This is a genomic window from Alcanivorax sp. DP30 (assembly GCF_009882945.1).
In the GTDB taxonomy this organism is placed as follows: domain Bacteria; phylum Pseudomonadota; class Gammaproteobacteria; order Pseudomonadales; family Alcanivoracaceae; genus Alcanivorax.
The window spans coordinates 638,988-661,217 of the sequence record NZ_WTUY01000004.1 but is presented as its reverse complement, the minus strand read 5'-3'; the positions used below and the strand labels follow the sequence as shown (position 1 = coordinate 661,217).

The window sequence follows — 22,230 nt, the reverse complement described above, 5'->3', positions numbered from 1 at the left end:
AATGCGCAAAAACAAGATGGATAGTGGCTAATGTCTTACATTTACGTGAACAGGCGTTCAGCCTGCTGAATTTGCACACTCCTGGAGAAGGGAGGAGACGGAAGAGGGAGGGTGACGGAGCAGGAAGGCAGACACTGATCCGCCGACTCAGTCATCACAATCGTCACCGGCCCGCTCTTCATAGAAGCGGCGGTCTTCCGCCCAGAACTCCCGCAGTTCTTCCGTATGGGCAGATTGCTGATTATAGGCGGCCATGCCAGCGCTGTGACCGTACATGTTGCGGTCGCATTCATCATCATCCCAGTCGGAAAAACTCCCGCTGCTGCCGCCCAGGGTACAACCCGACAGCAGCGTGACGACCGCCAATAACATTGGTCCTTTCACGATATCGGCACTGCAAAGTGCAGCATCACATGGACCTGTAGCTCGCCCACCAGGAAGCCCAACACGGCCCCCACCGTAATCAGGATCCACTCGTCCTGCTGGAATGCGGGTCGCAGCAGGCCTTCAAATTCCTCTTCGGTCAGCTCCTGCATCTTGTTCACCAGCAGGTTCTTCAGGTCCATGGCTTCTTCGGCATAGGCTTCCATATGACCGAGGGTTTCCGGCAAGTGCTCCATCACCTTGTCAGCCACGGTGCGCTTCATTTCCTGATACTTGGTGCTGCCCACGGCAAACACCACCAGCGGCTTGGCCAGACCGGCCTGCTCATCCATGGTCCGTTGCACCTGCTTTTGCACCAGGCCGAACAGACGGTCCGACAGGGGCCCCTTGAGGATGGCTTCAATCACTGCCGCCGGGGTGACGATCTCGCTGGCCACCAGTTCGCCATAGCGGGCCGCTACCTGTTTGCGACGCTTGAGGAACAGCCCCTGCCACTCGAACAGGCCCAGATACCGGGTAGGGGTCTTCGGATTGAAGATCATCTTCAGGGCCAGCCAGTCCGTGAACCAGCCGGTGAACAGCCCGAACAGGGGAATCACCCAGATGTTGTGGGTAAAAGCCCACACCACCGCCTGAACAATACCGATGGCAAAGCCGAACCAGATGCCGGAGTTGCGAATGAACTTGAATTCCACATGGCCCGCTTCGAGGAACACCCGGTTGAGCAGTTCCTTGTCCCGCACCAGCGCATTGATCACCAGGTCCTTGAGATCGAACACCCGGGTGATGTTGGTCTTGATGTCCTCCATGATCAGCTCGACCATGTGCGGCGCTTCATTCTGGATGCGCTGGATGATCATGGTCTTGACCCGCTCCGGCGCCGATTCCCACAGCCCCGGCTGGTATTTCGCCGCCACCTCGCGGGTGATGTCTTCCACTGAACGAATTAACGGTTCGCGGATTTCTTCTGCGACGCGGTTGGGGTCCAGACGATCAAACACATCTTCCGGTTTGAGCAGCCGTTCCATCATCAGGTCACAGGCAATGCTGGCCATGGTGGCGGACTTGCTCGGCACAATGCCCTGCCAGCCCAGATAGGGGCGAATCCCTACAAACTTGAGCGGCTTGAACATCATCTTGATGGCCACCACCTTGGTGCCATAACCAATGGCCGCAGCCACAAAGGGCATGGACAGATAAAGCAGCCAGTTGGCCTGCAGATCGGCCAGAATCAGATCCAGATCAGTAATCACGGTTTACCCCTCTTCCCCGTCAGCGACCAGTTGCTGCCACAGCTGATGGCCCAACGGACTGAAACGCAGCGATTCCCGTTGGGGTTTCAGCTTGGGCCAGTGTTGCTGTAACTGTCCCAGCGCCTTGCGAAAATCGCTGTCGCCTTCCAGCAGCTCATAATCCGTACGATTCGCTTCTTCAAACGCCGTCGACATGAGCCAGCCCCGCTGAAAAAGACGGTGCAGGTAATACCCGATCATGTCGGTGCATTGCGTGCCGGCGGCCCGGCCCACATTGGAATGCCGACACACCACATCTCCCCGTGAAAATCGGCCACCGCTGTAAACCGTCAACATGGGAAAGGCGCTGCCGTCAGACAGGGCCGCGAGAATGCGCGCTTCGTCTGCAGACAACCCAGACAGGATCTGCCGTACCAGCATGGTCTGGGCCTGGGCCTGGCTTTGCTCCATGGAGACATCCAGCAACTGGCCCAGTGTTTCCGGGGGGGCCGCCAGTTCGCCAGGGGTCTGCAGCGCTTCCAGCCGCAGCTTGAGGTTCTGCAGCACATCGTGCTCTACCTGATGAAAGCGTTCATCGGCACGTTGCACCGGGGGCAGCTGCAAAAGCAGCTGCTGTAGCTTGGTCCGTAAACCAGAGGGAGACAGGGTAGATTCCGACACGCCATGTTCCTGTTGTTATTGTCATGGGGGGCAGGTAAACGCCCCGATCATTATTATTGAGTGTGCGGGGTTTTCGCCAATCTGCAAGTTACTGTGCGTATGGATTGCGCAACCCGGTAAAAGGAACGGTTAATCTGTTGTGTCAGGGCCTCTCGCGCATGGCCATTACCCGATTGCGCAGATCCACGGCATTCACGGCCTCCGGAGCCACCGCCTTACCCACGGTCAGCTTGATCCGTGACCAGAAACGGCGGGGGAGGCGCGACAGGGCAGGACCATCCTTGTGACTGAAAAAGCTGCCCCACAGACCGGACAAGGCCATGGGGATCACCGGTACCGGGGTGGTGGCGATGATCTTTTCGATACCCGCTTTGAACTCATCCACTTCGCCATCGCCGGTCAGCTTTCCTTCCGGGAAGATACAAACCACTTCCCCCGCGGCCAGCTCCTCCTCGATACGCACAAAGGCACGCTCGTAGATTTCCGGGTTGCGGGTTTTCGAATCGATGGGAATGGTTTTGCCGGTACGGAAAATATAGTTCAGCAAAGGCATGTCATAGATGGGTTTGAACATGACAAACCGCACCGGGCGACGGATGGCCCCGGCCAGTAGCAGGGCATCCACATAACTCACATGGTTGCATACCAGCACGCAGGGGCCATCGTCGGGAATGTTATCCATGCCTTCGTGCTTCACCCGGTACATGGTATGCGTCAGCATCCACACCAGCAGACGGATGAGGAATTCCGGCACCACGGTATAGATATAGGCGGCTACCACAATGTTGGCCAGGGCCAAGGCCAGGAAAAATTCCGGCACGGTGAATTCCAGCATGCCGATAAACACAATGCCCGCCGCCGCCGACAGCACCATCAACAGGGCGTTAAGAATATTGTTGGCGGCGATGATCCGCGCCAGGTGGTGCGGATTGGAGCGGTGCTGGATAAAGGCAAACAGCGGCACAATATAAAAACCACCGAACACCCCGATACCCAGCAGATCCATCAACACCCGATAGCCACCAGCCTGCTGCAGGAAGCCCGCCACATCGACCTGACCAGCGCCTGCCAGCCCCGCGTAAGAGAAAAACAGGTCAACACCGAACATGCTCAGGCCGATGGAACCCAATGGCACCAGACCCAGCTCTACGCGTTTGCCGGACAGCTTTTCACAGAGGAAAGAACCCAGGCCAATACCGATGGAGAAGGTGCCCAGCAGCAGGGCATACAGGCCATCGGTACCAAACAGGTAGTCATCCACATAGACCTTGAGCTGGGTGGTGTAGGCCGCGCCCAGAAACCAGAACCAGGAGATCCCCAGCACACACATCCAGACGGATTTCACTTCACGGGCATAGCCGATGATGTGCCAGGTTTCCTTGAACAGATTCCAGTTCAACTTCACTGAACTGTCTGCAGCGGGGGCATGGGGTATACCCCGTGCGGCCAGATAACCCAGTACCGCCAGACCAATCACGGCGATAGACACCACGCCATCACCTACACCATCCATTTTCAACAACACACCGGAAATGGAACCCAACAGGATAGCCAGGAAGGTGCCCATCTCGACCAGGGCATTGCCCGATACCAGTTCCCGGTCATCCAGATGCTGGGGGATGATGGAATATTTAATGGGGCCAAAGAAGGTGGACTGCAGACCCATGCAGAACAGCACGCCAAGCAGGAAGTAAACAGCATCAAAATAGAACCCGATGGCCGCCACGACCATGATGCAGATCTCCACGAACTTGATCTTGCGCACCAGAAAGGCCTTGTCGTACTTGTCTGCCACTTGTCCCGCCAGGGCAGAAAACAGAAAAAACGGGACGATGAACAAGGCCAACGCCATGTTGTTCAGGGTGTTGACGCTGACCGACGTCACCACGCCGGAGGCGATCAGCAGGATCAATGCCTGACGAAAAACGTTATCGTTAAAGGCCCCGAGGAACTGGGTAAAAAAGAACGGCCCGAAACGACGTGACGCCAGTAATGAGAACAACCCTTTTTTCATGGTGATGCCTTTTTCTTCCTTGGTTTGCAGAAGAGACAAGCTTCAAGCTGCAAGCTGCAACGCGACTCAAGATTGTTGCCATACGGAAAGGCCAACGCCGCGCCGCAGCATCACAGCGCGGAGCGCATTCCTTTCAGCAAGGGCAGACCTGACCCCGTGTTGCAGCTTGAAGCTTGTAGCTTGCCTACTCCCCCGCCCAGCTATTCAGATAATGCTGCAGCAACGATTCAATCATCGCCTGCTCATCCACATCCCCGGCTACCACCAGCTTGTCATCCGCGGCCAGTACCGCAATACCATGGACACTGCCCCATAACGTCCGTGCAGCCAAATGAATCTGCTCGGCGCTTTGCCGTTCCGCCAGTTGCGACATGCCGCTTTCCACCAGTTCGAACAGGGTAGCGGTTTTTCCCCGATACCATTCCGGTACCTCGGCGGCGTTCTGCATCTGGTGGAGGAACACCATCTTCCACAGCGCGGTTTGCTCACGGGCCATGGAAACATACACCCGGGCCATGTGGTGAAGCTGTTCCCGGGGCGTACTGGCCGGACAGTCTTTCATGGCCTCAAGCAACTGCGCCAGGGTATCGGCATTGGCATGCAGAATCAGATCATCCAGATTGGCGAATACGTGGTAAAGCATGCCGGCGGTGTAGCCGATACGGTCCGCCACTTTGCGCACACTGAGCTTTTCCAGCCCGTTTTCAGCCACCAGATCCCGCACCGCCTGAATGGCCAGGGCCTGCAGTTCCTCACGGCTGTGTTGGTTACGACGTGCCACCGAATTTCCTTGTTCTTTAATCTTGTCGTGGGCGGAAATGCCCCAGGGCATTTCCGCCAAGCCCAGAAGCGAGTTGCGAAAAGCGAAAAGCTTCGTTCAGCAAGCTGAATCTCTCACAACCGTTTTTCCTGTGAGGTTTTGCCTTTCGAGACTCGATACTCGCAACTGGAAACTGTTTGGATGCCTAAGCCTTTGCTTCACGGAGCCCCGCCAGTATCTCCTGCGCCCGACGGCTCTGGCTATCGCCAATACCCGCTTCCGCCATGCGCTGATCCAGGCTGTCTCCTGTGGATACCGTCAGGTCCGCCCCCAGTTGCACCTCACTTTGCCACAACAGGCGACATTCTTCCTGCCGTTGCTGAATCTGCTGTAGCGTCTGTTGGCTGTCACACAGTCTCTGGGCCAGCCCGCGGTGTTCGTTGTCCCGTTGTTGCGACTCACCAAATAACGCTTCCTGGGTGCGCGCCAGGGATTGTTCCTGACGGAGGGTTTTCAGGGTATCCGCCGCCTGTTTGATAAACGTCTGGAACTCGGTCTTCTGGTGTTCCAGTGTCACCCCCTGGCGGGCAAGGCGGCTCTGCTGCTGTTCCAGATCAGCCAGTCGCTTGCCAATATCCAGCGCCAGTGTTTCATCATCCCCGGCCAGTGCCTGGCGGGCACCGTCTTCATAATGCCGTACCTTGGCTGCCAGTTCGGTGTTGCGGCGTTGGTTCAGCTTCTCCTCAGCCATCAACCGCGCCAGCTGACGGCGGGCATCACGTAATGCCTGCTCGGTTTCATACAGCTGCTGATCCAGCAACAACATGTCGTTGGCATTGACGATCTGTTCCATGCTCACCCGCGCCTGTCCGCGCATCAGGGTTTTCAGTTTGGTCCATGCAGTAGCCATGAAAATCTCCTTGTCTGACGTCGGAAGTCTGATCTCCGACGCTAAAACGTTATTGTCTTCTGGCGTCCGACTCCCGACGTCAGACGTCCGATCTGTCTCACTCTGTATATTCCTTCAACAACCGCTCGGTCTTGGCATCGCTGATACGGTTGATCAGTCGCCGTGCCTCGTGGTCATCGCGCAGGGTCTTGGCCAGGGTGATGGTGGAGCCCACCACGAACATGATGCCCATCACCAGGTAACCCTTGATCCACCGATCCGTGGGCAGCCAGACAATGCCCAGCACCATGAGCCCCAGGCTGATGGCAAAGGCAGCCTTCACATAGAACAGCCAGCCGCTGGAGTGGCGTTGAATCGCGCTTTCATCCATTGAAAATCCCTCTTTACCGGTTTTTGTTTAACGATGTTCAATTAACTGATGACAGTTAGCCATAGCTGCTAAACAATGTTCAATAAAGAGAATGTTACGGCTTATGACACATGCTGTTCAGGAGCACCTGGTCGGCGGCCGATGGGGCGGGCCGGATTGCCGGCCACGATGGTCCAGGGCGGCACATCCCGCGTTACCACCGCCCCCATGCCCACCACGGCATGGTCGCCAATGGTGACACCATCAACGATACCCACCCGGGCGCCGATCCAGACATCGCGACCAATATGAATGCCCTGTGAGCTCACCGGCTGTTCGCGAACCGGGCGATCTGCAGCCATGCCGTGATTAAACGCGTAGAGGGTACAGTAGGCGGCAATGCGACTGTCATCGCCGATATGAATACCCGCAGCCCCGCCATCCAGGCTCACATGGTGATTGATACTGACGCGACGCCCCAGGCTAACGGGCCCATGAATGACGCAATCTGCTGCGATCTGGCTTCCATCTGCCACGATAATGTCGCGACCCGGCTCAGCCAGCAGCACAGCCTGGGGTGCCACAAAGCAGTCCGCGCCGAAGTGTACCGTCTCCAATTGCATCAACCGCTGCTGAATCGCCGCCTGCCACGGCGCCGCCCAGGCGCGGTGCTTCGGCTTCAGCCGGCCATACAGCCAGGGCATATAGGCCAGGCGTTGTTTGTGCTGTTCGCGGTAATCGTCGTCGGTCATAGAGCAAGCTACAAGCTTCAAGCTGCAAGGCACGAGAATGCTTATTGAGCCCTGAAAGGCTATGCCCACGCAACACTGATCCGTGAATCGCGGCGCATCTTCCATCAGTTACAACCAGCCTGATCCGCGTTGCAGCCTGAAGCTTGCAACTTGCCCCTCAAAGAAGTGTTTAGCAGCCCCTTCCTATGCAGTAGCATGAACAGCCAAAACAAGGAGATCATCGTGAAGAAACTGCTGCCTATCGTCCCTCTTTCTCTGGGCCTGGCCCTGGCCGGCTGTCAGAACATGGAAGCTGTCATGCCCTGGGTGAGCATGAGTAATGACATGGCCAAGAGCGCCGGGTACAACACCGACGAAAAGCTGGCCGACGGGATCAAGGCAGCACTGATCAAGGGCACCGATGCTGCGGCTGCGCAGCTGTCCCAGGAAGGGGCCATGAATCTGAAGTTGCCTGAAGCCGCCGAACCGGTTACCAACACCCTCCGCCAGTTTGGCCTGGGCAAGTATGTGGATCAGGTGGAAACCGCCATGAACCGTGGCGCCGAGAAGGCAGTGGCCGCCGGGGCACCGGTGTTCAAGAACGCCATCAATGCCATGAGCGTGGACGATGCCCTGGGCATCATCCAGGGCGGGGATACCGCCGCCACCCGTTACTTCCGGGGTGAGACCGAAAGCAGCCTGCGCCAGCGCTTCCAGCCGATCGTGGAAGAGAACCTGCGCAAGACCGGTTTTTATGATCAATACCAGACGTTCCTTGCCGCCTACGATAAGTTACCGCTCACTAACAAGCCGAATCTGGACCTGGAAAACTATGTTATCGACAACAGCATGGACCAGCTCTATACCCGCATCGGTGAGCAGGAAACCCTGATCCGCCAGAACCCCATGCAGCAGGGCAGTGCGCTGATCGGCGCGGTGTTCGGCTCCAACACCCAGCCGGCGGAATAAGAAGCAAGCTTCAAGCTACAGGCTGCACCACGGGAATGTTCATCGTGTTCCGAAATGCTCTCGCCGCGCACCTCGTCCGGGTGCGCGGGCAAGACGGTCTGATCATGACGATAACTGCCGCGTTGTAGCTTGCTCCTGCTCTCAAGCCACCTGCGGCAGAATCAAGCGCGCAAACCCGGCCAGGATACTGCTGGCATCCTCACATTCGCGAACGTCCTGTAGATAGGTATCCACCTGCTGTTGGGTCAGGCTGTCGCCACTGAGCGCCTGGAGATACGCACGCATCACATCGGCGCTGAATTCCGGATGGAATTGCACCCCCCAGACCCGGTCACCGTAGCGAAAGGCCTGACAGGCATCATGGACATTACTGGCCAGAACCGCAGCCCCTGGCGGCGGAGTAAGCACTGACTGCTTGTGCACCACTTGTGCCCACGGATGATTCTCCATGGCGCTTAACAGGGCGTCCTGGTGGCCAGCCGGCGTCAGCCTTAACGCCACCGTTCCCACCTCGATCCCCATGGGGTTGTCGGCCACTTCGCCACCCAGGGTCTGGGCCAGCAGCTGGTGGCCGAAGCACAACCCCAGTACCGGCAGAGCTGGCTGATGATGAATGACGCGATAGAGCCAGTGGATCAGACCTGTCATCCACTCGGCCTGATCCGTCACCATAGCGTGGGAACCGGTGATGACAACGCCTGCCAGCTCTGACGCTTCCGGCATGGCGTCCCCCGCCGGGACATTGATCACCCAAACGGGTGCCGCCACGCCAAGCCCCTGGGTTATCCAGTCTTCAAAATCACCATAATGATTGCTGATCTGCGGGTAGGTAGAGCCCGTTTTGATAATGGCGATAGGTTTGCTGTTATTCATGACGATGCACCCTTCAGACGTCCTGTCTGTTTTTCCACTCTCCTCAATGAAGAACAGAGCAAGGGGTGTACCAACTTTTGAGGAGCAAGCTTCCAGCTGCAAACTACAACACGAATCAATGCTTGTTCTTTAATCTGAACCGCTGAGCCCGCGCTGCCGGGTTTCAGCGCGGAATCGCTTTCCCGCAGATACACACAAGCGGTGCCCCGTGTTGCAGCTTGTAGCTTGTTTTTTCAGCTCAATTCCCGGTGCCGCGGACAACTGACAAGGTGGTCGTTGACCATCCCGGTGGCCTGCATGAAGGCATAGACAATGGTGGGGCCAACAAATTTGAAGCCACGTTTCTTGAGCGCCTTGCTCATGGCCTCGGCCTCGGGGGTGGCAGCGGGGACGTCCTTGAGGGTGGCGTAGTGATTGATCTGCGGGCTTCCATCGACAAAATCCCACAGAAAATCGCTGAAATTGCGGCCTTCTTCGCGCAATTCCAGATAAGCACGGGCATTGCCGATTGTTGCTCTGACCTTGAGCCGGTTGCGGATAATACCCGGGTCAGCCAACAGTTCGGCCACCTTGGCGTCGTCATAGCCAACGATCCTTTGCGCATCGAAGCCGTCAAACACTTCCCGATAACGATCGCGCTTGCGCAACACCGTGATCCAGCTGAGTCCCGCCTGGGCGCCCTCCAGATTCAGACACTCAAACAACGAGCGGTCATCGTAGTCAGGGACACCCCATTCATGGTCGTGGTAGTGCTGATACAGCGGGTCTTCTCCGCACCAGGGGCAACGCTCCATGGGCTGACAATCCTTATCATGGTTGGGTGATCCCCTACGGTATCACCGGTCCTCACAGCCCGGTATACTTGGCGCCTGCTTTTTGGCGGCAAATCGTAATCGAATAACAGGATTCACCATGGCGGAACAACCGCAGACGGACATCATGACTTTCCAGGGCCTGATTCTGGCCTTGCAACAATACTGGGCAGAGCAGGGCTGTGTCGTTGTACAGCCTCTGGATATGGAAGTGGGCGCGGGCACCTTTCACCCCTCCACCTTCCTGCGAGCCATCGGCCCGGAGAACTGGAACAGCGCCTATGTGCAGCCTTCCCGTCGGCCCACCGACGGCCGTTACGGGGAAAACCCCAACCGGCTGCAGCATTACTACCAGTTCCAGGTGGTCCTGAAACCGTCCCCGGATAACATCCAGGAGCTCTACCTGGGCTCCCTGCGTATGCTCGGCTTTGATCCGCTGGTTCACGATATCCGCTTTGTGGAAGACAACTGGGAATCACCCACTTTGGGCGCCTGGGGTCTGGGCTGGGAAGTGTGGCTCAACGGCATGGAAGTCACCCAGTTCACCTACTTCCAGCAGGTGGGCGGCATTGACTGCTACCCGGTCACCGGAGAAATCACCTATGGCCTGGAACGTCTGGCCATGTATATCCAGGGAGTCGATTCCGTCTACGACCTGGTGTGGTCCGATGGCCCCTTTGGCAAGGTCACCTACGGTGATGTGTTCCTGCAAAACGAAGTGGAGATGTCCACCTTCAACTTCGAACACGCCAACGTGGAAGAACTGTTCAAGCAGTTCGACCTGTTCGAAAGCGAATCCACCAAGCTGATCGAGGCTGGCCTGCCGCTGCCTGCCTATGAATATGTGCTGAAGGCCTCCCATACCTTCAACCTGCTGGATGCCCGCAAGGCCATCTCTGTCACCGAACGCCAGCGTTTCATTTTGCGTGTGCGCACCCTCGCTCGGGCCGTGGCCCAGGCCTACTTCGATGCACGCCGCAAGCTGGGCTTCCCCATGGCCGACGATACCATTCGTGAGGAAGTCATGGCTGAGCTGCAAAAGCAGGATGAGAAAGCCGCCAAGCAGGCGAACAAGAAGGGGAAGAAATAATGTCCCGCGATTTACTGATTGAACTGGGCACCGAAGAGCTGCCCCCCAAAGCCCTGCCAACCCTGAGCGCGGCCCTCACCGATGAATTTGTTCGTCAGCTGGACGAAGCCGGCCTTGCCCATGGCCAGGTAGAAAGCTTTGCCGCACCGCGCCGTCTGGCGGTGCTTGTCCGTGATCTGGATGACAAGCAGGCCGACCGCGATATCGAACGTCAGGGCCCGGCCGTGCAGGCAGCCTTCGACAAGGACGGCAACCCCACCAAGGCAGCCGAAGGTTTCGCCGCGTCGCTGGGACTCACCGTGGACCAGCTGGGGCGTCAGGACACCGGCAAAGGCGAGCGCCTGGTGGCAAAGATCACCGAGCAGGGCAAGCCCACCGTGGAACTGGTGCCGGAATTCTTCGCCCAGGCGATCCAGAAACTGCCGATCCCCAAGCGTATGCGCTGGGGCAAACGCAAGGTGCAGTTCGTGCGCCCGGCTCACTGGCTGGTGGCGCTGTTCGGTGACGAGGTGATTCCCTTCGAGCTACTGGATCTGCAATCCGGTCGCACCAGCTACGGCCACCGCTTCCATGCGCCGGGCGCCATCGAACTGGCCAACGCCGGGGAATACCTCGCCCGCATGGAAAATGACGGCCACGTGATTGCCGACTTCAATCGGCGCAAGGCCATGATCGAAGAGCAGGCCATCGCTGCCGGCAAGCAGGCTGGTGGCACCGCCCAGATCGACCCGGATCTGCTTGACGAAGTCACCGCACTGGTGGAATGGCCCCAGGCCCTGGCAGGCAGCTTCGACCAAGACTTCCTGCGCGTTCCCCAGGAAGCGCTGATCAGCGCCATGGAAGAGCACCAGAAGTACTTCTCCGTGCTTGATGACAACGGCAAGCTGATGCCCACCTTTATCACCATCAGCAACATCCAGTCCAAGGATGCGCAGCAGGTGATCCACGGTAACGAGAAGGTGATCCGCCCCCGTCTGGCCGACGCTGCCTTCTTCTACGACAACGATTGCAAGAAGACCCTGGCCCAGCACGGTGAAGGCCTGGCCAACGTGGTATTCCAGCAGCAGCTGGGTACGGTGGCCGACAAGTGCCAGCGCATCGGCGGTCTCGCCGCAGCGATAGCCGAACAGATTGGTGGTGATGCCGCCCAGGCCAAACTGGCCGGTGAACTGAGCAAGGCCGATCTCAACAGTGAGATGGTGTACGAGTTCGACACCATGCAGGGCATCATGGGGTACTACCTGGCTCAGCGAGAAGGGCAACCGGAAGAGGTGGCCAAGGCGCTGTACGAGCAGTACCTGCCGCGCTTCGCCGGCGACAGCCTGCCGCAGAGCAAGACCGGCATGGCCGTCTCTCTGGCGGACAAGATCGATACCCTGGTGGGCATCTTTGGCATTGGCCAGAAGCCCAGTGGCACCAAGGATCCCTACGCCCTGCGCCGGGCGACCCTGGGTGTGCTGCGCATCATCATCGAAAACGAACTGGTGATCGACCTGCGCGAGCTGCTGGACCAGGCGGCCAAACAGCTGGGTGAGCGCATTGATGCTGCCCAGGTGGAAGACGCTTTCGACTTTATCAAGGGTCGCTACCGCGCCATGTACCAGGAGCAGGGCATTGCTACCCCGGTGATTTTGTCAGTGCTGGCCATCGACGACGCCTGTCGCAAGCCGCTGGATTTTGACCGTCGTGTGAAAGCCGTGGCCGATTTCCAGAAACGCGAAGAAGCCGCCGCGCTGGCCGCTGCCAACAAGCGGGTGTCAAACATTCTCGCCAAGCTGGACGGGGAACCGCCGGAAGAAATCGACGGTGCCCTGCTGGAAGATGAGGCCGAGCAGACCCTCACCAATCTGGTAGTGGCCAGCTACGAGCAGTCTGAACCACTGCTGGAAAAAGGCGACTATCAGGGCGTGCTGGAAATGCTGGCCGAATTGCGTGAACCGGTGGATGCCTTCTTCGACACTGTCATGGTGATGGCGGATGATGAAGCGGTGCGCAACAACCGGCTGGCCCTGTTGGCCTTCTTGCGCGATCTGTTCCTCAATGTGGCGGATATCAGTTTGCTGCAGGAATAACGCAGCAGGCTTGCATCATGCAACACGCGAAAACCGAGGCCGCAGATACTGCGGCCTTTGTTTATAAATCTGCACCGCCGTAGGAGCGTCGCTGGCGGCGCGATAAAAGACCTGGATCAAAAGCAGTTTTACCACAGAGGGAACAGAGTTCACTGAGAAAAGACGGTTTAAACTCTGTGTGCTCTATTTCCTCTGTGGTAAACATCGCTTTAAAGGCTCTGATTATCGCGCCGCCAGCGACGCTCCTACGGCAAGTACAAGGAACCCCATGAACAAACTGGTTATCCTCGACCGCGACGGGGTCATCAACGAAGACTCCGATGCCTACATCAAAACCGTGGACGAGTGGATCCCGATTCCCGGTAGCATTGACGCCATTGCCCGGCTCAGCAAGGCAGGCTATACCGTGGTGGTGGCAACCAACCAGTCCGGGATTGGCCGGGGTTACTATGATGAGCAAACCCTGGAAGCGATGCATGAACGGCTGAGAAACCTGGTCGCAGAGCAGGGCGGCGAACTGGGCAAGATCTTCCACTGTCCTCACGCTCCGGATGACGGTTGCAACTGTCGCAAGCCATTACCGGGGCTCATCGACCAGATTGTTACCGAGTATGGCGATGTCACCGGAGCACCGCTGATTGGTGATAGCCTTAGGGACCTGGAAGCAGGAATGGCCCGCCACTGCCAGCCGGTACTGGTACTCACCGGGAAGGGGCAGAAAACCCTGGACAAGGGCCTGCCGGATTCACTGGGTGACGTGGCCGTTTTTGATTCTCTTGCTGACTTTGTTGATCACACCTTGAAGGATTAGGTATGCAGCACGATGCACCGTCGCTGTCGATCAAGGTTCGTAGCGCGCTGTTTTTCGTGCTGTATAACCTTGCCGGTATTTTCTACAGTTTTCTCTGCGTATTGATCGGTCCCTTCCTGCCAATTCGCCCGCGCCACCGTTTTATCAATGGCTGGACCCGCTGCGCCATGTGGCTCGACCGGCATCTCAACCGTGTCAGGGTTCAACTGGAAGGGGCAGAGAATCTGCCTGATCAACCCTGCGTGATTCTTGCCAACCATCAAAGCAGCTGGGAAACCTTCTACTTGCAAACCCTGATTTGCCCACAAACCACCGTGGTCAAACGTGAACTGCTGTGGGTCCCGTTCTTCGGTTGGGGACTGGCGTTACTCAATCCCATCCGCATAGATCGCAGCAAGGGCAACGCCGCGCTCAAGTCTCTGCTCAGGCAGGGGAAGGAACGACTCCATCAGGGTCTGCCAGTACTGATCTTCCCGGAAGGCACCCGACAGCAACCCGGGACCCTGGGAAAATTCAATCATGGCGGCACCATGCTGGCTTGCCAGGCCCAGGTGCCAGTGGTTGCCATTAGCCACAATAGTGGCAATTGCTGGCCCAAAGGCTCCTGGTTACGCTACCCCGGCACCATCACCCTTCGCATAAGCCCGACCATTGAAACGGAAGGCAAAAAAGCCCAGCAAGTCACCAGCGAGGTGCAGCAGTGGATCCGGGACAATTACCCTGGGGCTCTTTCTGAATAAAGAGCAACGGCAAGCTTCAAGGAAAATCCTCCCCTCTGTAGGAACGGAACTCAGCGACGCTGCCGAAGGGAGATCATTCTTTAGAAACATGTCGAGCCCGGAAATCCCTGATCTCCCTACAGTCGATTCCATGCTCCGCACGGTTCGTCCCTCAAGAGGAACTCCTACAGCAGCTGCGTAGATAAGCAGAGGATTTCGGGAACTTTGTCGGCTTTTCTTATCCAACCCAAGCGTAGCTTGTAGCTTGTAGCTTGTAGCTTGTAGCTTGTAGCTTGTAGCTTGTAGCTTGTAGCTTGTAGCTCGTAGCTCGTAGCTCGTAGCTCGTAGCTGACAGCATTTTAAGCTCCCCTTATTGCCATCCCCCCTTAAAATAACTACAGTCACTCGCGCAGTTAAATGACTAATCACAAGGGCTGAATAATGACCATCAATCTTGATGAACTTTCCATCGACGAACTGGAAAAACTGATCAAGCAAGCGGAAGCTGCTCTGGAAAAAAAGCGTAAGGCTGAGCTGAAAAATGCCCAGGCAGTGCTGGAAAAGATGGCCAAGGAACTGGGCGTGGATCCGCAGGATCTTCTCAAGGGTGCTGGCGACAAGAAGAAGCCAACTCGCAAGAAAACCGCAGCCAAGAAAAAAGCCGGCGTTCGCAAGCCTGCCAAGGTGAAGTACCGCGATCCCGCCAACAGCGGCAACACCTGGACCGGCCGCGGCAAGCGCCCGTTGTGGTTGCAGGCCGCCCTGGAAAACGGCGCCAAGCTGGAAGACTTTGCGGTGTAAGTAGAGTCATCGCACGCAACCGGCAACACGCCGAAAAAAAAGCGAACCCAATGGGTTCGCTTTTTTTATGCTTCAATCACTGTAGCGAGTTGCGATGAGCGGGTTTCGAAAGGCATGAACCCGAAACGGAACATGCGGGTTTTCGAAACCCGTTACTCGTATCTCGCTTCCCAGCGTTTACACATCCAGATTGGATACCTGCAACGCATTGGACTCGATGAACTGACGGCGCGGGTCCACATCGTCACCCATCAGACAGGTGAAGATCTGGTCAGCTGCAATGGCATCCTCGATGGTCACCTGCAGCATGCGACGGCTTTCCGGATCCATGGTGGTCTCCCACAGCTGGTCCGCGTTCATTTCACCCAGCCCTTTATAGCGCTGAATAGCCGTGCCACGACGGGCCTGGGCCATCAGCCACTCCAGGGCATCGGCAAAGTGTCGAATCGGGCGCTGTGTCTCACCACGCTGGATATAGGCATCCGCGGCCAACAGGCCCTCAAGGGTTTCACCCAGCGCCTTGATCTTCTGGTAGTCAGGAGACTGCAGGAAGTCGATGGTTACCCGGTATTCGCGGGGTACACCGTGAGCAAGTACTTGCACACGTGGCAGATAGATGCCGCGCTCTTCATCCTGCTTGGCGGTGATGGTGAACGTCTGGGTGGCATCGGTAATGGCATCCACACGCTTGCCCAGGGTCGCACACCAGCTCTCCATGCCTGCCTGATCCTTGAGACTATCGTCGGTCAGGGACGGCATGTAGATCATCTGCTCCAGCACTTCCTCCGGGAAGACGCGGGACTGACGATCAACAATTTTCATAACATTGCGGTATTCTGCAATCAGGTTGGCCAGCGGTTCACCACTGATCGGCGGTGCATCATCACCGGGATACAGGGCCGTCTTGTCCAGCGCCAGAGTAGTGAGGTACTCCTCCATGGCTGGGTCATCCTTGATATAGGTTTCCTGCTTGCCTTTTTTCACCTTGTAGAGAGGCGGCTGAGCGATGTAGATGTAACCACGCTCAATCAGTTCCGGCATCTGGCGGAAGAAGAAGGTCAGCAGCAGGGTACGGATGTGGGAACCATCCACGTCCGCATCCGTCATGATGATAATGCGGTGGTAACGGAGCTTTTCCACATTGTATTCATCGCGACCAATACCACAGCCCAGCGCAGTGATCAGCGTGCCCACTTCCTGGGAAGAAAGCATCTTGTCGAAGCGCGCCTTCTCCACGTTAAGGATCTTGCCCTTCAGCGGCAGAATCGCCTGGTTCTTGCGGTCACGGCCCTGCTTGGCAGAGCCCCCCGCTGAGTCACCCTCCACAATGTAGAGTTCGGATAGGGCAGGGTCTTTCTGCTGGCAATCCGCCAGTTTGCCTGGCAAGCCGGCGATATCCAGAGCGCCCTTGCGGCGGGTCATTTCACGGGCCTTGCGGGCCGCATCACGGGCACGGGCCGCATCGATGATTTTCTGGGTAATTGCCTTGGCTTCGCCCGGGTTTTCCAGCAGGTAATCCTGGAACAGTTCACCCATGGTCTGCTCTACCGCGGCTTTCACCTCGGAGGAGACCAGCTTGTCCTTGGTCTGGCTGGAGAACTTGGGATCCGGCACCTTCACGGAAATCACAGCCGTCAGGCCTTCCCGGGCGTCATCCCCGGACGGATTGGCCTTCTCTTTCTTGAGCAACCCTTCCTTGTCCATGTAGTTGTTCAGGGTACGGGTCAAGGCACCGCGGAAGCCCGCCAGGTGAGTACCACCATCCCGCTGGGGGATATTGTTGGTAAAGCAGAAGATGTTTTCCTGATAGGAATCGTTCCACTGCATGGCCACTTCTACAGCGATTCCGTCTTCCTCGCGGTCAAACTGGAAGTGAAACACCTGGTTGAGCGGGGTCTTGTTCGTGTTCAGGTAGCTGACAAACGCGCTCAAGCCACCTTCATACTCAAACACTTCCTCTTCACCGTTTCGCTCATCCTTGAGATGAATACGCACACCGGAGTTCAGGAAGCTCAGTTCACGCAGGCGCTTGGCCAGAATATCGTAGTGGAACTTGATATTGCTGAAGGTCTCGCCGGAAGGGCGGAAGTGAATGCTGGTGCCGCTGGTTTCCGTATTGCCAACAACTTCCAGGGGCTTGTCGGGTACCCCATGGCGATAGATCTGCTCGTGAACCTGGCCATTACGGCGAATGGTCAGTTTCAACTCTTCGGAAAGGGCATTCACTACGGAAACACCCACACCATGGAGGCCGCCAGACACTTTATAGGTGTTGTCGTCGAACTTGCCGCCGGCATGCAGAACGGTGAGGATAACCTCAGCCGCGGACACACCTTCTTCTTCATGGATATCCACCGGAATACCACGGCCGTCATCCTGCACGGATACGGACTCGTCCGGGTGGATCACCACCTTGATCTCGGAACAGAAGCCAGCGAGGGCTTCATCAATGGAGTTATCCACCACTTCGAACACCATGTGGTGGAGACCGGTGCCGTCATCCGTGTCACCGATATACATGCCGGGGCGTTTGCGAACAGCATCCAACCCTTTCAGCACCTTGATGCTGGATGAATCGTAATTTTTCTCCGCCATGTTCTTTCCTTATTCACTCCCGGTTGGCTTCAGCGACCGTAACTGGCCATGTTCCACGTGGAACATTTTGCTATCCACCGTCTGTAGTGCGTTATTGTCATTCACAACCGCAGCCCAGGCTGGTTGGTCCAGGGCCGTAATCAATGTCTGATGCCCGGTGCCAGCCAGATAGCCCAGCAGCCGGTTTCGATGCTCTTCATCCAGCTCGGCGGCAAGATCATCTACCAACAGGGTGCAGACCTTGCCGGCCTGGCTGATCAACGGTAACTGAGCCAGCATCAGACCATAGGCGATCAATTTCGCCTGGCCTCGGGACACACGATCCCGTGCCACCAAATCGCCAGTGGCAATTCGAATATCACTGCGGTGGAAACCAGCCTGACTGAACCCCCGGCGAATATCGTCCTGCCGTAAACGCAGTAACGCATCCAGGGTATTTTCGTCTTTCTGCAATCCTGTCTGCAGTTGGAGGCGGATTTTGAGTTCGGGAGACAGCACTGCCATCACCTGATCCAGACCGCCTTGTAACGCAGCCAGATAGCCTCTGCGTAACCCTTCGATTCTATCAGAACTCTCAGCCAGTTGCTGATCCCAAAAGCCCAATTCTCGCGGGTTTATTGCCCCTGAGCGCAACAGGGCATTACGTTGCTTCAGTGCTGCACTGGCATGTCGCCAAATGGGCATAAATTGATGTTCCACGTGGAACATTCCCCAGTCCATAAAACGTCGTCTAAGGGCTGAAGCCCCGAAAACCAACTCAACAGACGTGGGGTGAAGCGCAAGAACCGGAAGCAGGGAGGCCACCTCGCTCAAGGCCCTGGGGGTCTGACCATCCAGCTTGATCGCATCAATCCCCCCGGGGGTTCGCCGCACACCAAGGCGGTGCAACTCTTTCTCGTGGAGAACCTCGGCATAAAGCGTGGCAGCATCCGCTCCATCACGAACAAGCCGGGAAAGACGACCACCCCTGAAGGAACGACCACCACTACCAATAAAGTAGACAGCCTCAAGAAGGCTGGTCTTGCCACTGCCATTGTCACCCAGGATCACATTCAGGGAAGGGGACAGGCTCAGGTCCGCATGGCGGTAATTGCGAAAATCTCCCAACTGGAGACGACTCAGCATAAATCCCGGATCCTATGGACAGCAGTGCAGGCAGGTGAAAATCATCCAGAGATTGTAGCGCAGGGGGAGGGGAGTTGCTCACTTTCGACACCCGGAGATACCCACAGCCACGCACACCTTCCCCACAGAGTTACCCACAGGTAGCAATGCTCGTAGATCGTGGCTCAAAATTTCCCACGGGCACAAAAAAGCCCGGCACAGGCCGGGCTCTTGGATTGGCTGGATTGCCGTGGCAATCACAGGCGCATGGGCATCACCACGTAAAGGGCCGCCTTGCTTTCCGGATCAAACACCAGCGCACTACTGTTGCTGTCGCCCATTTCCAGCTCCGCCTGGGTGCCGTTCATGGTGTTGAGCACATCCAGCAGGTAGCTCACGTTAAAGCCGATTTCCAGAGGCTGGCCATTGAAGTCCACGGACACTTCTTCTTCCGCTTCTTCCTGCTCCGGGTTGTTGGCCACGATACGCAGGCTACCCTCTGACAGCTGCACCCGCACTCCACGGTATTTCTCGTTGGAGAGGATTGCCACCCGGGCCAGGGCCTGACGCAGGGTTTCCCGGTCGGCGATCACGTGCCGGGTACCTTCCTTGGGGATGACCCGGTCGTATTCCGGAAACTTGCCGTCCACCAGCTTGGAGGTAAAGGTGATAGCCCCTACCACGATGCGAACATGATTGCGGCCCACCGTCAGGCGAGCCAGCTCACCGGCATCACCAAGGATGCGGGACAATTCCATTACCCCTTTGCGCGGCAGGATCACAGAGGCCTCTTCAACCGGCGCTTCCAGCTCGGCATCACACAGGGCCAGACGGTGACCATCCGTGGCCACAGCACGCAGACGGCCCGGCTTGAGCTCGAACAACATGCCGTTCAGGTAGTAACGAACATCCTGCTGGGCCATGGAAAACGCGGTGCGGTCAATCAAGCTACGCAGCACACCCGGCTGGATGTCCAGCGTGGAACCAGTGGCATCCTCGTCCTGGCTGGGAAATTCTGACGCGGGCAGAGTGGAGAGCGTGAAACGACTACGACCGGAACGTACCAGCATGCGCTCACCATCTACCTCAAAGCGGATCTCGGCTTCCGCGGGCAGGCTCTTGGCAATGTCCACCAGCTTGCGCGCAGGCACGGTGGTCTCCCCCGGCTGCAGCTCACCCTCCAGGGCCAGACGGGCCACCAGCTCCAGCTCCAGGTCGGTGCCGGTCATGGAGAGCTGCCCGTCGCCGACTTCCAGCAGGACGTTGGACAGCACCGGCAGGGTCTGCCGTTTTTCCACCACGGCGGCCACTTGCTGCAAGGGCTTGAGGAGCTGTTCTCTATTGATTGAGAATTTCATCGCGCTTTCCCGTTCTGGTTGTCAGGGCCTTTCACTGTTTTACCCTGCTCAGGACGTCAATGTCCGCAGCAGGTTCTGGTAATCTTCTTCAATTTCCGGGTTGGACTCACGCAGTTCCAATACCTTGCGACAGGCATGCAATACCGTCGTATGATCCCGGCCACCAAAATTCTCACCAATCTCCGGCAAGCTGTGACTGGTCAGCTCCTTGGACAGAGCCATGGCCACCTGGCGCGGTCGCGCAACAGAGCGCGTTCGCCGCGGCGACAACAGATCATTGATCTTGATCTTGTAGTACTCAGCCACCACGCGCTGGATATTGTCGATGCTGATCTGTCTGGCCTGCAGGGCAATCAGATCCTTGAGGGCTTCCTTGATCAGACCGATATCGATCTGTGCGCCGGTGAATCGCACATGGGCAATAACGCGGCGCAACGCCCCTTCCAGTTCCCGTACATTAGACCGGATGCGCTGGGCAATAAAGAAGGCTGCATCGTTGGGCAGATCCACCTTGGCCTCTTCGGCCTTCTTCTTGAGAATCGCCACCCGGGTTTCCAGTTCCGGCGGTTCCATGGGCTGGGACAGTCCCCAGCCAAACCGGCTCTTTAGTCGCTCCTCAAGACCATCCACTTCCTTGGGAAACTTGTCGCAGGTCAGGATGATCTGCTGGCCGTTTTCCAGCAGGGCGTTGAAGGTATGGAAGAACTCTTCCTGGGACTGCTCTTTACCTGCAAAGAATTGAATATCATCAATCAACAACGCATCCACACTGCGATAAAAGCGCTTGAACTCATTGATGGTCTTGTTTCGCAGGGCCGAGATCATATCTGCCACGAAACGCTCACTGTGCAGGTAAACCACCTTGGCATTGGGGTTGCGGCGAATCAGTTCATTACCCACCGCGTGCATCAGGTGGGTTTTACCCAGGCCCACACCTCCATATAAAAGCAGCGGGTTATAGCCATGGCTGGCCGGGTTCTCGGCAACCTGCTGGGCTGCCGCCGCGGCCATACGGTTGGATTTGCCTTCAACAAAGGTGGCAAAGGTGAAGCCGGTGTTGAGGTTACTGCGATGCTTGCGAGCGCCGCCCACTTCTCCGTGACCTGATGGCGGACGCGAGTCCGCGGGCTCCGGGGTGCGTAACGGTCCTGTAGAGGCCACAGAGACGTTATTGGACGGCTGGGGTGCAGGGGCAGGGGTTACTGACGCAGACCGGCTGGAGCCCACTTCCAGGCGAAGCTGGGGCAGGGCGCCCGTCTGCATTTCGCCCAGCACCTCACCAATGCGCTCCAGATACTTGTCGCGCACCCAGTCCACCACAAAGCGATTGGGAGCAAACAGTGTCAGCTCTGCGCCATCTGCGGATGCGGCCACCTGAAGCGGGCGAATCCACATGTTGTACTGCTGCGACGGCAACTCACCTTCTAGCCGCGTCAGACAGCGTTGCCAGAGCTCCTCAGACACAAAACCGCCTTGCTCAAAAAGAAATGAATGATGGGGCAATGAACCCCAATCGAGCCAGCCATTCTACCCTCAGGATCGCTCATCTATCCACAGGCCAGCGGCCTTTTTTTTATCTGTTTTGGCTGTGGATAACTAGGCTCATAACCCTGTTAGGGGCCACAGGGACAACCCGGTGGAAAAGTATGGGGACGAGTTATACCCACATTTAATGACAGGTCGTCCCCGTCTCGCCCCCAGGGGTTACACACAGTGATACGCAAGTTATCCATGTCGCAAGTCCCTGAAAATAAAAACAAAAAAGAACTTATCCACGAAAACCGGCACCCCTTACAACTACTAATACAATTAATAAATACTTAAATAATTTAATTCTATTAACAGTATCCGTTTCAGGGAGGCCATCCGAGTCCAGGTGCCGATGCAATTCGTTTTAAAAAGCGGGCAGTCCAGTAGGACCTTGCGAACCACGATCAAATATCCATCTTCAGACGGACTGCCCAA

General features: G+C 57.1%; 20 protein-coding genes. 6 read left to right on the top strand and 14 right to left on the bottom strand.

What is annotated here, in order from left to right:
- Positions 1-147 precede the first annotated feature (147 nt).
- The 8 genes from GQF00_RS09330 to GQF00_RS09295 form a co-directional block, all read right to left on the bottom strand.
- Complete coding sequence (locus tag GQF00_RS09330; protein ID WP_161318877.1) at positions 148-372, bottom strand: hypothetical protein; 225 nt, start codon at positions 370-372, stop codon at positions 148-150.
- Between the two features lie 8 nt (positions 373-380).
- The gene (locus tag GQF00_RS09325; RefSeq protein WP_202560477.1) at positions 381-1,574 is read right to left on the bottom strand and encodes a DUF445 domain-containing protein; all 1,194 of its coding nucleotides are present in this window, start codon (positions 1,572-1,574) and stop codon (positions 381-383) included.
- A 66-nt stretch (positions 1,575-1,640) separates the two neighbouring features.
- Entirely contained in the window at positions 1,641-2,297 is a 657-nt protein-coding gene (locus GQF00_RS09320) for a hypothetical protein (protein ID WP_370519479.1), read from the bottom strand.
- Positions 2,298-2,439: 142 nt separating this feature from the next.
- Complete coding sequence (locus GQF00_RS09315) at positions 2,440-4,311, bottom strand: MFS transporter (RefSeq protein ID WP_161319215.1); 1,872 nt, start codon at positions 4,309-4,311, stop codon at positions 2,440-2,442.
- Positions 4,312-4,495: 184 nt separating this feature from the next.
- Entirely contained in the window at positions 4,496-5,092 is a 597-nt protein-coding gene (locus tag GQF00_RS09310) for a TetR/AcrR family transcriptional regulator (protein ID WP_161318875.1), read from the bottom strand.
- Positions 5,093-5,276: 184 nt separating this feature from the next.
- Entirely contained in the window at positions 5,277-5,981 is a 705-nt protein-coding gene (locus GQF00_RS09305; protein WP_161318874.1) for a PspA/IM30 family protein, read from the bottom strand.
- 97 nt (positions 5,982-6,078) lie between these two features.
- Positions 6,079-6,351, bottom strand: a complete 273-nt coding sequence (locus tag GQF00_RS09300; protein ID WP_161318873.1) for a YiaA/YiaB family inner membrane protein — start codon at positions 6,349-6,351, stop codon at positions 6,079-6,081.
- Positions 6,352-6,452: 101 nt separating this feature from the next.
- Positions 6,453-7,082 carry a DapH/DapD/GlmU-related protein gene (locus tag GQF00_RS09295; RefSeq protein WP_161318872.1) on the bottom strand — a complete coding sequence of 210 codons (630 nt, stop codon included), beginning with the start codon at positions 7,080-7,082 and terminating at the stop codon, positions 6,453-6,455.
- 222 nt (positions 7,083-7,304) lie between these two features.
- On the opposite strand from GQF00_RS09295, the gene GQF00_RS09290 reads away from it, so the two are divergent.
- Positions 7,305-8,030: a DUF4197 family protein gene (locus tag GQF00_RS09290; RefSeq protein WP_370519478.1), complete on the top strand. Its 726-nt coding sequence runs from the start codon at positions 7,305-7,307 to the stop codon at positions 8,028-8,030.
- A gap of 141 nt (positions 8,031-8,171) precedes the next feature.
- Here the strand turns inward: GQF00_RS09290 and GQF00_RS09285 are convergent, their stop codons facing one another.
- Both GQF00_RS09285 and GQF00_RS09280 read right to left on the bottom strand, forming a co-directional pair.
- Positions 8,172-8,903 (bottom strand): glutamine amidotransferase, encoded by a 732-nt coding sequence (locus GQF00_RS09285; RefSeq protein WP_161318870.1) that lies wholly within the window; start codon positions 8,901-8,903, stop codon positions 8,172-8,174.
- A gap of 233 nt (positions 8,904-9,136) precedes the next feature.
- Complete coding sequence (locus GQF00_RS09280; RefSeq protein WP_161318869.1) at positions 9,137-9,697, bottom strand: DNA-3-methyladenine glycosylase I; 561 nt, start codon at positions 9,695-9,697, stop codon at positions 9,137-9,139.
- A gap of 118 nt (positions 9,698-9,815) precedes the next feature.
- Between GQF00_RS09280 and glyQ the strand changes: the two genes are divergently transcribed.
- The 5 genes from glyQ (at position 9,816) to GQF00_RS09255 (ending at position 15,208) form a co-directional block, all read left to right on the top strand.
- Positions 9,816-10,805: a glycine--tRNA ligase subunit alpha gene (glyQ, locus tag GQF00_RS09275; protein WP_161318868.1), complete on the top strand. Its 990-nt coding sequence runs from the start codon at positions 9,816-9,818 to the stop codon at positions 10,803-10,805.
- A complete protein-coding gene (gene glyS, locus GQF00_RS09270; RefSeq protein WP_161318867.1) occupies positions 10,805-12,877 on the top strand; it encodes a glycine--tRNA ligase subunit beta in 2,073 nt (690 codons plus the stop codon). Before glyQ ends, glyS begins: the two co-directional genes overlap by 1 nt.
- Positions 12,878-13,145: 268 nt before the next feature.
- The gene (gene gmhB, locus GQF00_RS09265; RefSeq protein WP_161318866.1) at positions 13,146-13,688 is read left to right on the top strand and encodes a D-glycero-beta-D-manno-heptose 1,7-bisphosphate 7-phosphatase; all 543 of its coding nucleotides are present in this window, start codon (positions 13,146-13,148) and stop codon (positions 13,686-13,688) included.
- Positions 13,689-13,690: 2 nt separating this feature from the next.
- Positions 13,691-14,428 (top strand): 1-acyl-sn-glycerol-3-phosphate acyltransferase, encoded by a 738-nt coding sequence (locus GQF00_RS09260; RefSeq protein ID WP_161318865.1) that lies wholly within the window; start codon positions 13,691-13,693, stop codon positions 14,426-14,428.
- A 420-nt stretch (positions 14,429-14,848) separates the two neighbouring features.
- Positions 14,849-15,208: an H-NS family nucleoid-associated regulatory protein gene (locus tag GQF00_RS09255; RefSeq protein WP_161318864.1), complete on the top strand. Its 360-nt coding sequence runs from the start codon at positions 14,849-14,851 to the stop codon at positions 15,206-15,208.
- Positions 15,209-15,385: 177 nt separating this feature from the next.
- Here GQF00_RS09255 and gyrB read toward each other — a convergent pair whose 3' ends face one another.
- From gyrB to dnaA, 4 genes are all read right to left on the bottom strand, one after another.
- Positions 15,386-17,803 (bottom strand): DNA topoisomerase (ATP-hydrolyzing) subunit B, encoded by a 2,418-nt coding sequence (gyrB, locus tag GQF00_RS09250; RefSeq protein ID WP_161318863.1) that lies wholly within the window; start codon positions 17,801-17,803, stop codon positions 15,386-15,388.
- A 9-nt stretch (positions 17,804-17,812) separates the two neighbouring features.
- Entirely contained in the window at positions 17,813-18,928 is a 1,116-nt protein-coding gene (recF, locus tag GQF00_RS09245) for a DNA replication/repair protein RecF (RefSeq protein WP_161318862.1), read from the bottom strand.
- 236 nt (positions 18,929-19,164) lie between these two features.
- A complete protein-coding gene (dnaN, locus tag GQF00_RS09240) occupies positions 19,165-20,265 on the bottom strand; it encodes a DNA polymerase III subunit beta (RefSeq protein WP_161318861.1) in 1,101 nt (366 codons plus the stop codon).
- A gap of 48 nt (positions 20,266-20,313) precedes the next feature.
- On the bottom strand, positions 20,314-21,729 hold the full coding sequence (gene dnaA, locus GQF00_RS09235) for a chromosomal replication initiator protein DnaA (protein WP_161318860.1): 1,416 nt from the start codon (positions 21,727-21,729) through the stop codon (positions 20,314-20,316).
- Positions 21,730-22,230: the final 501 nt, after the last annotated feature.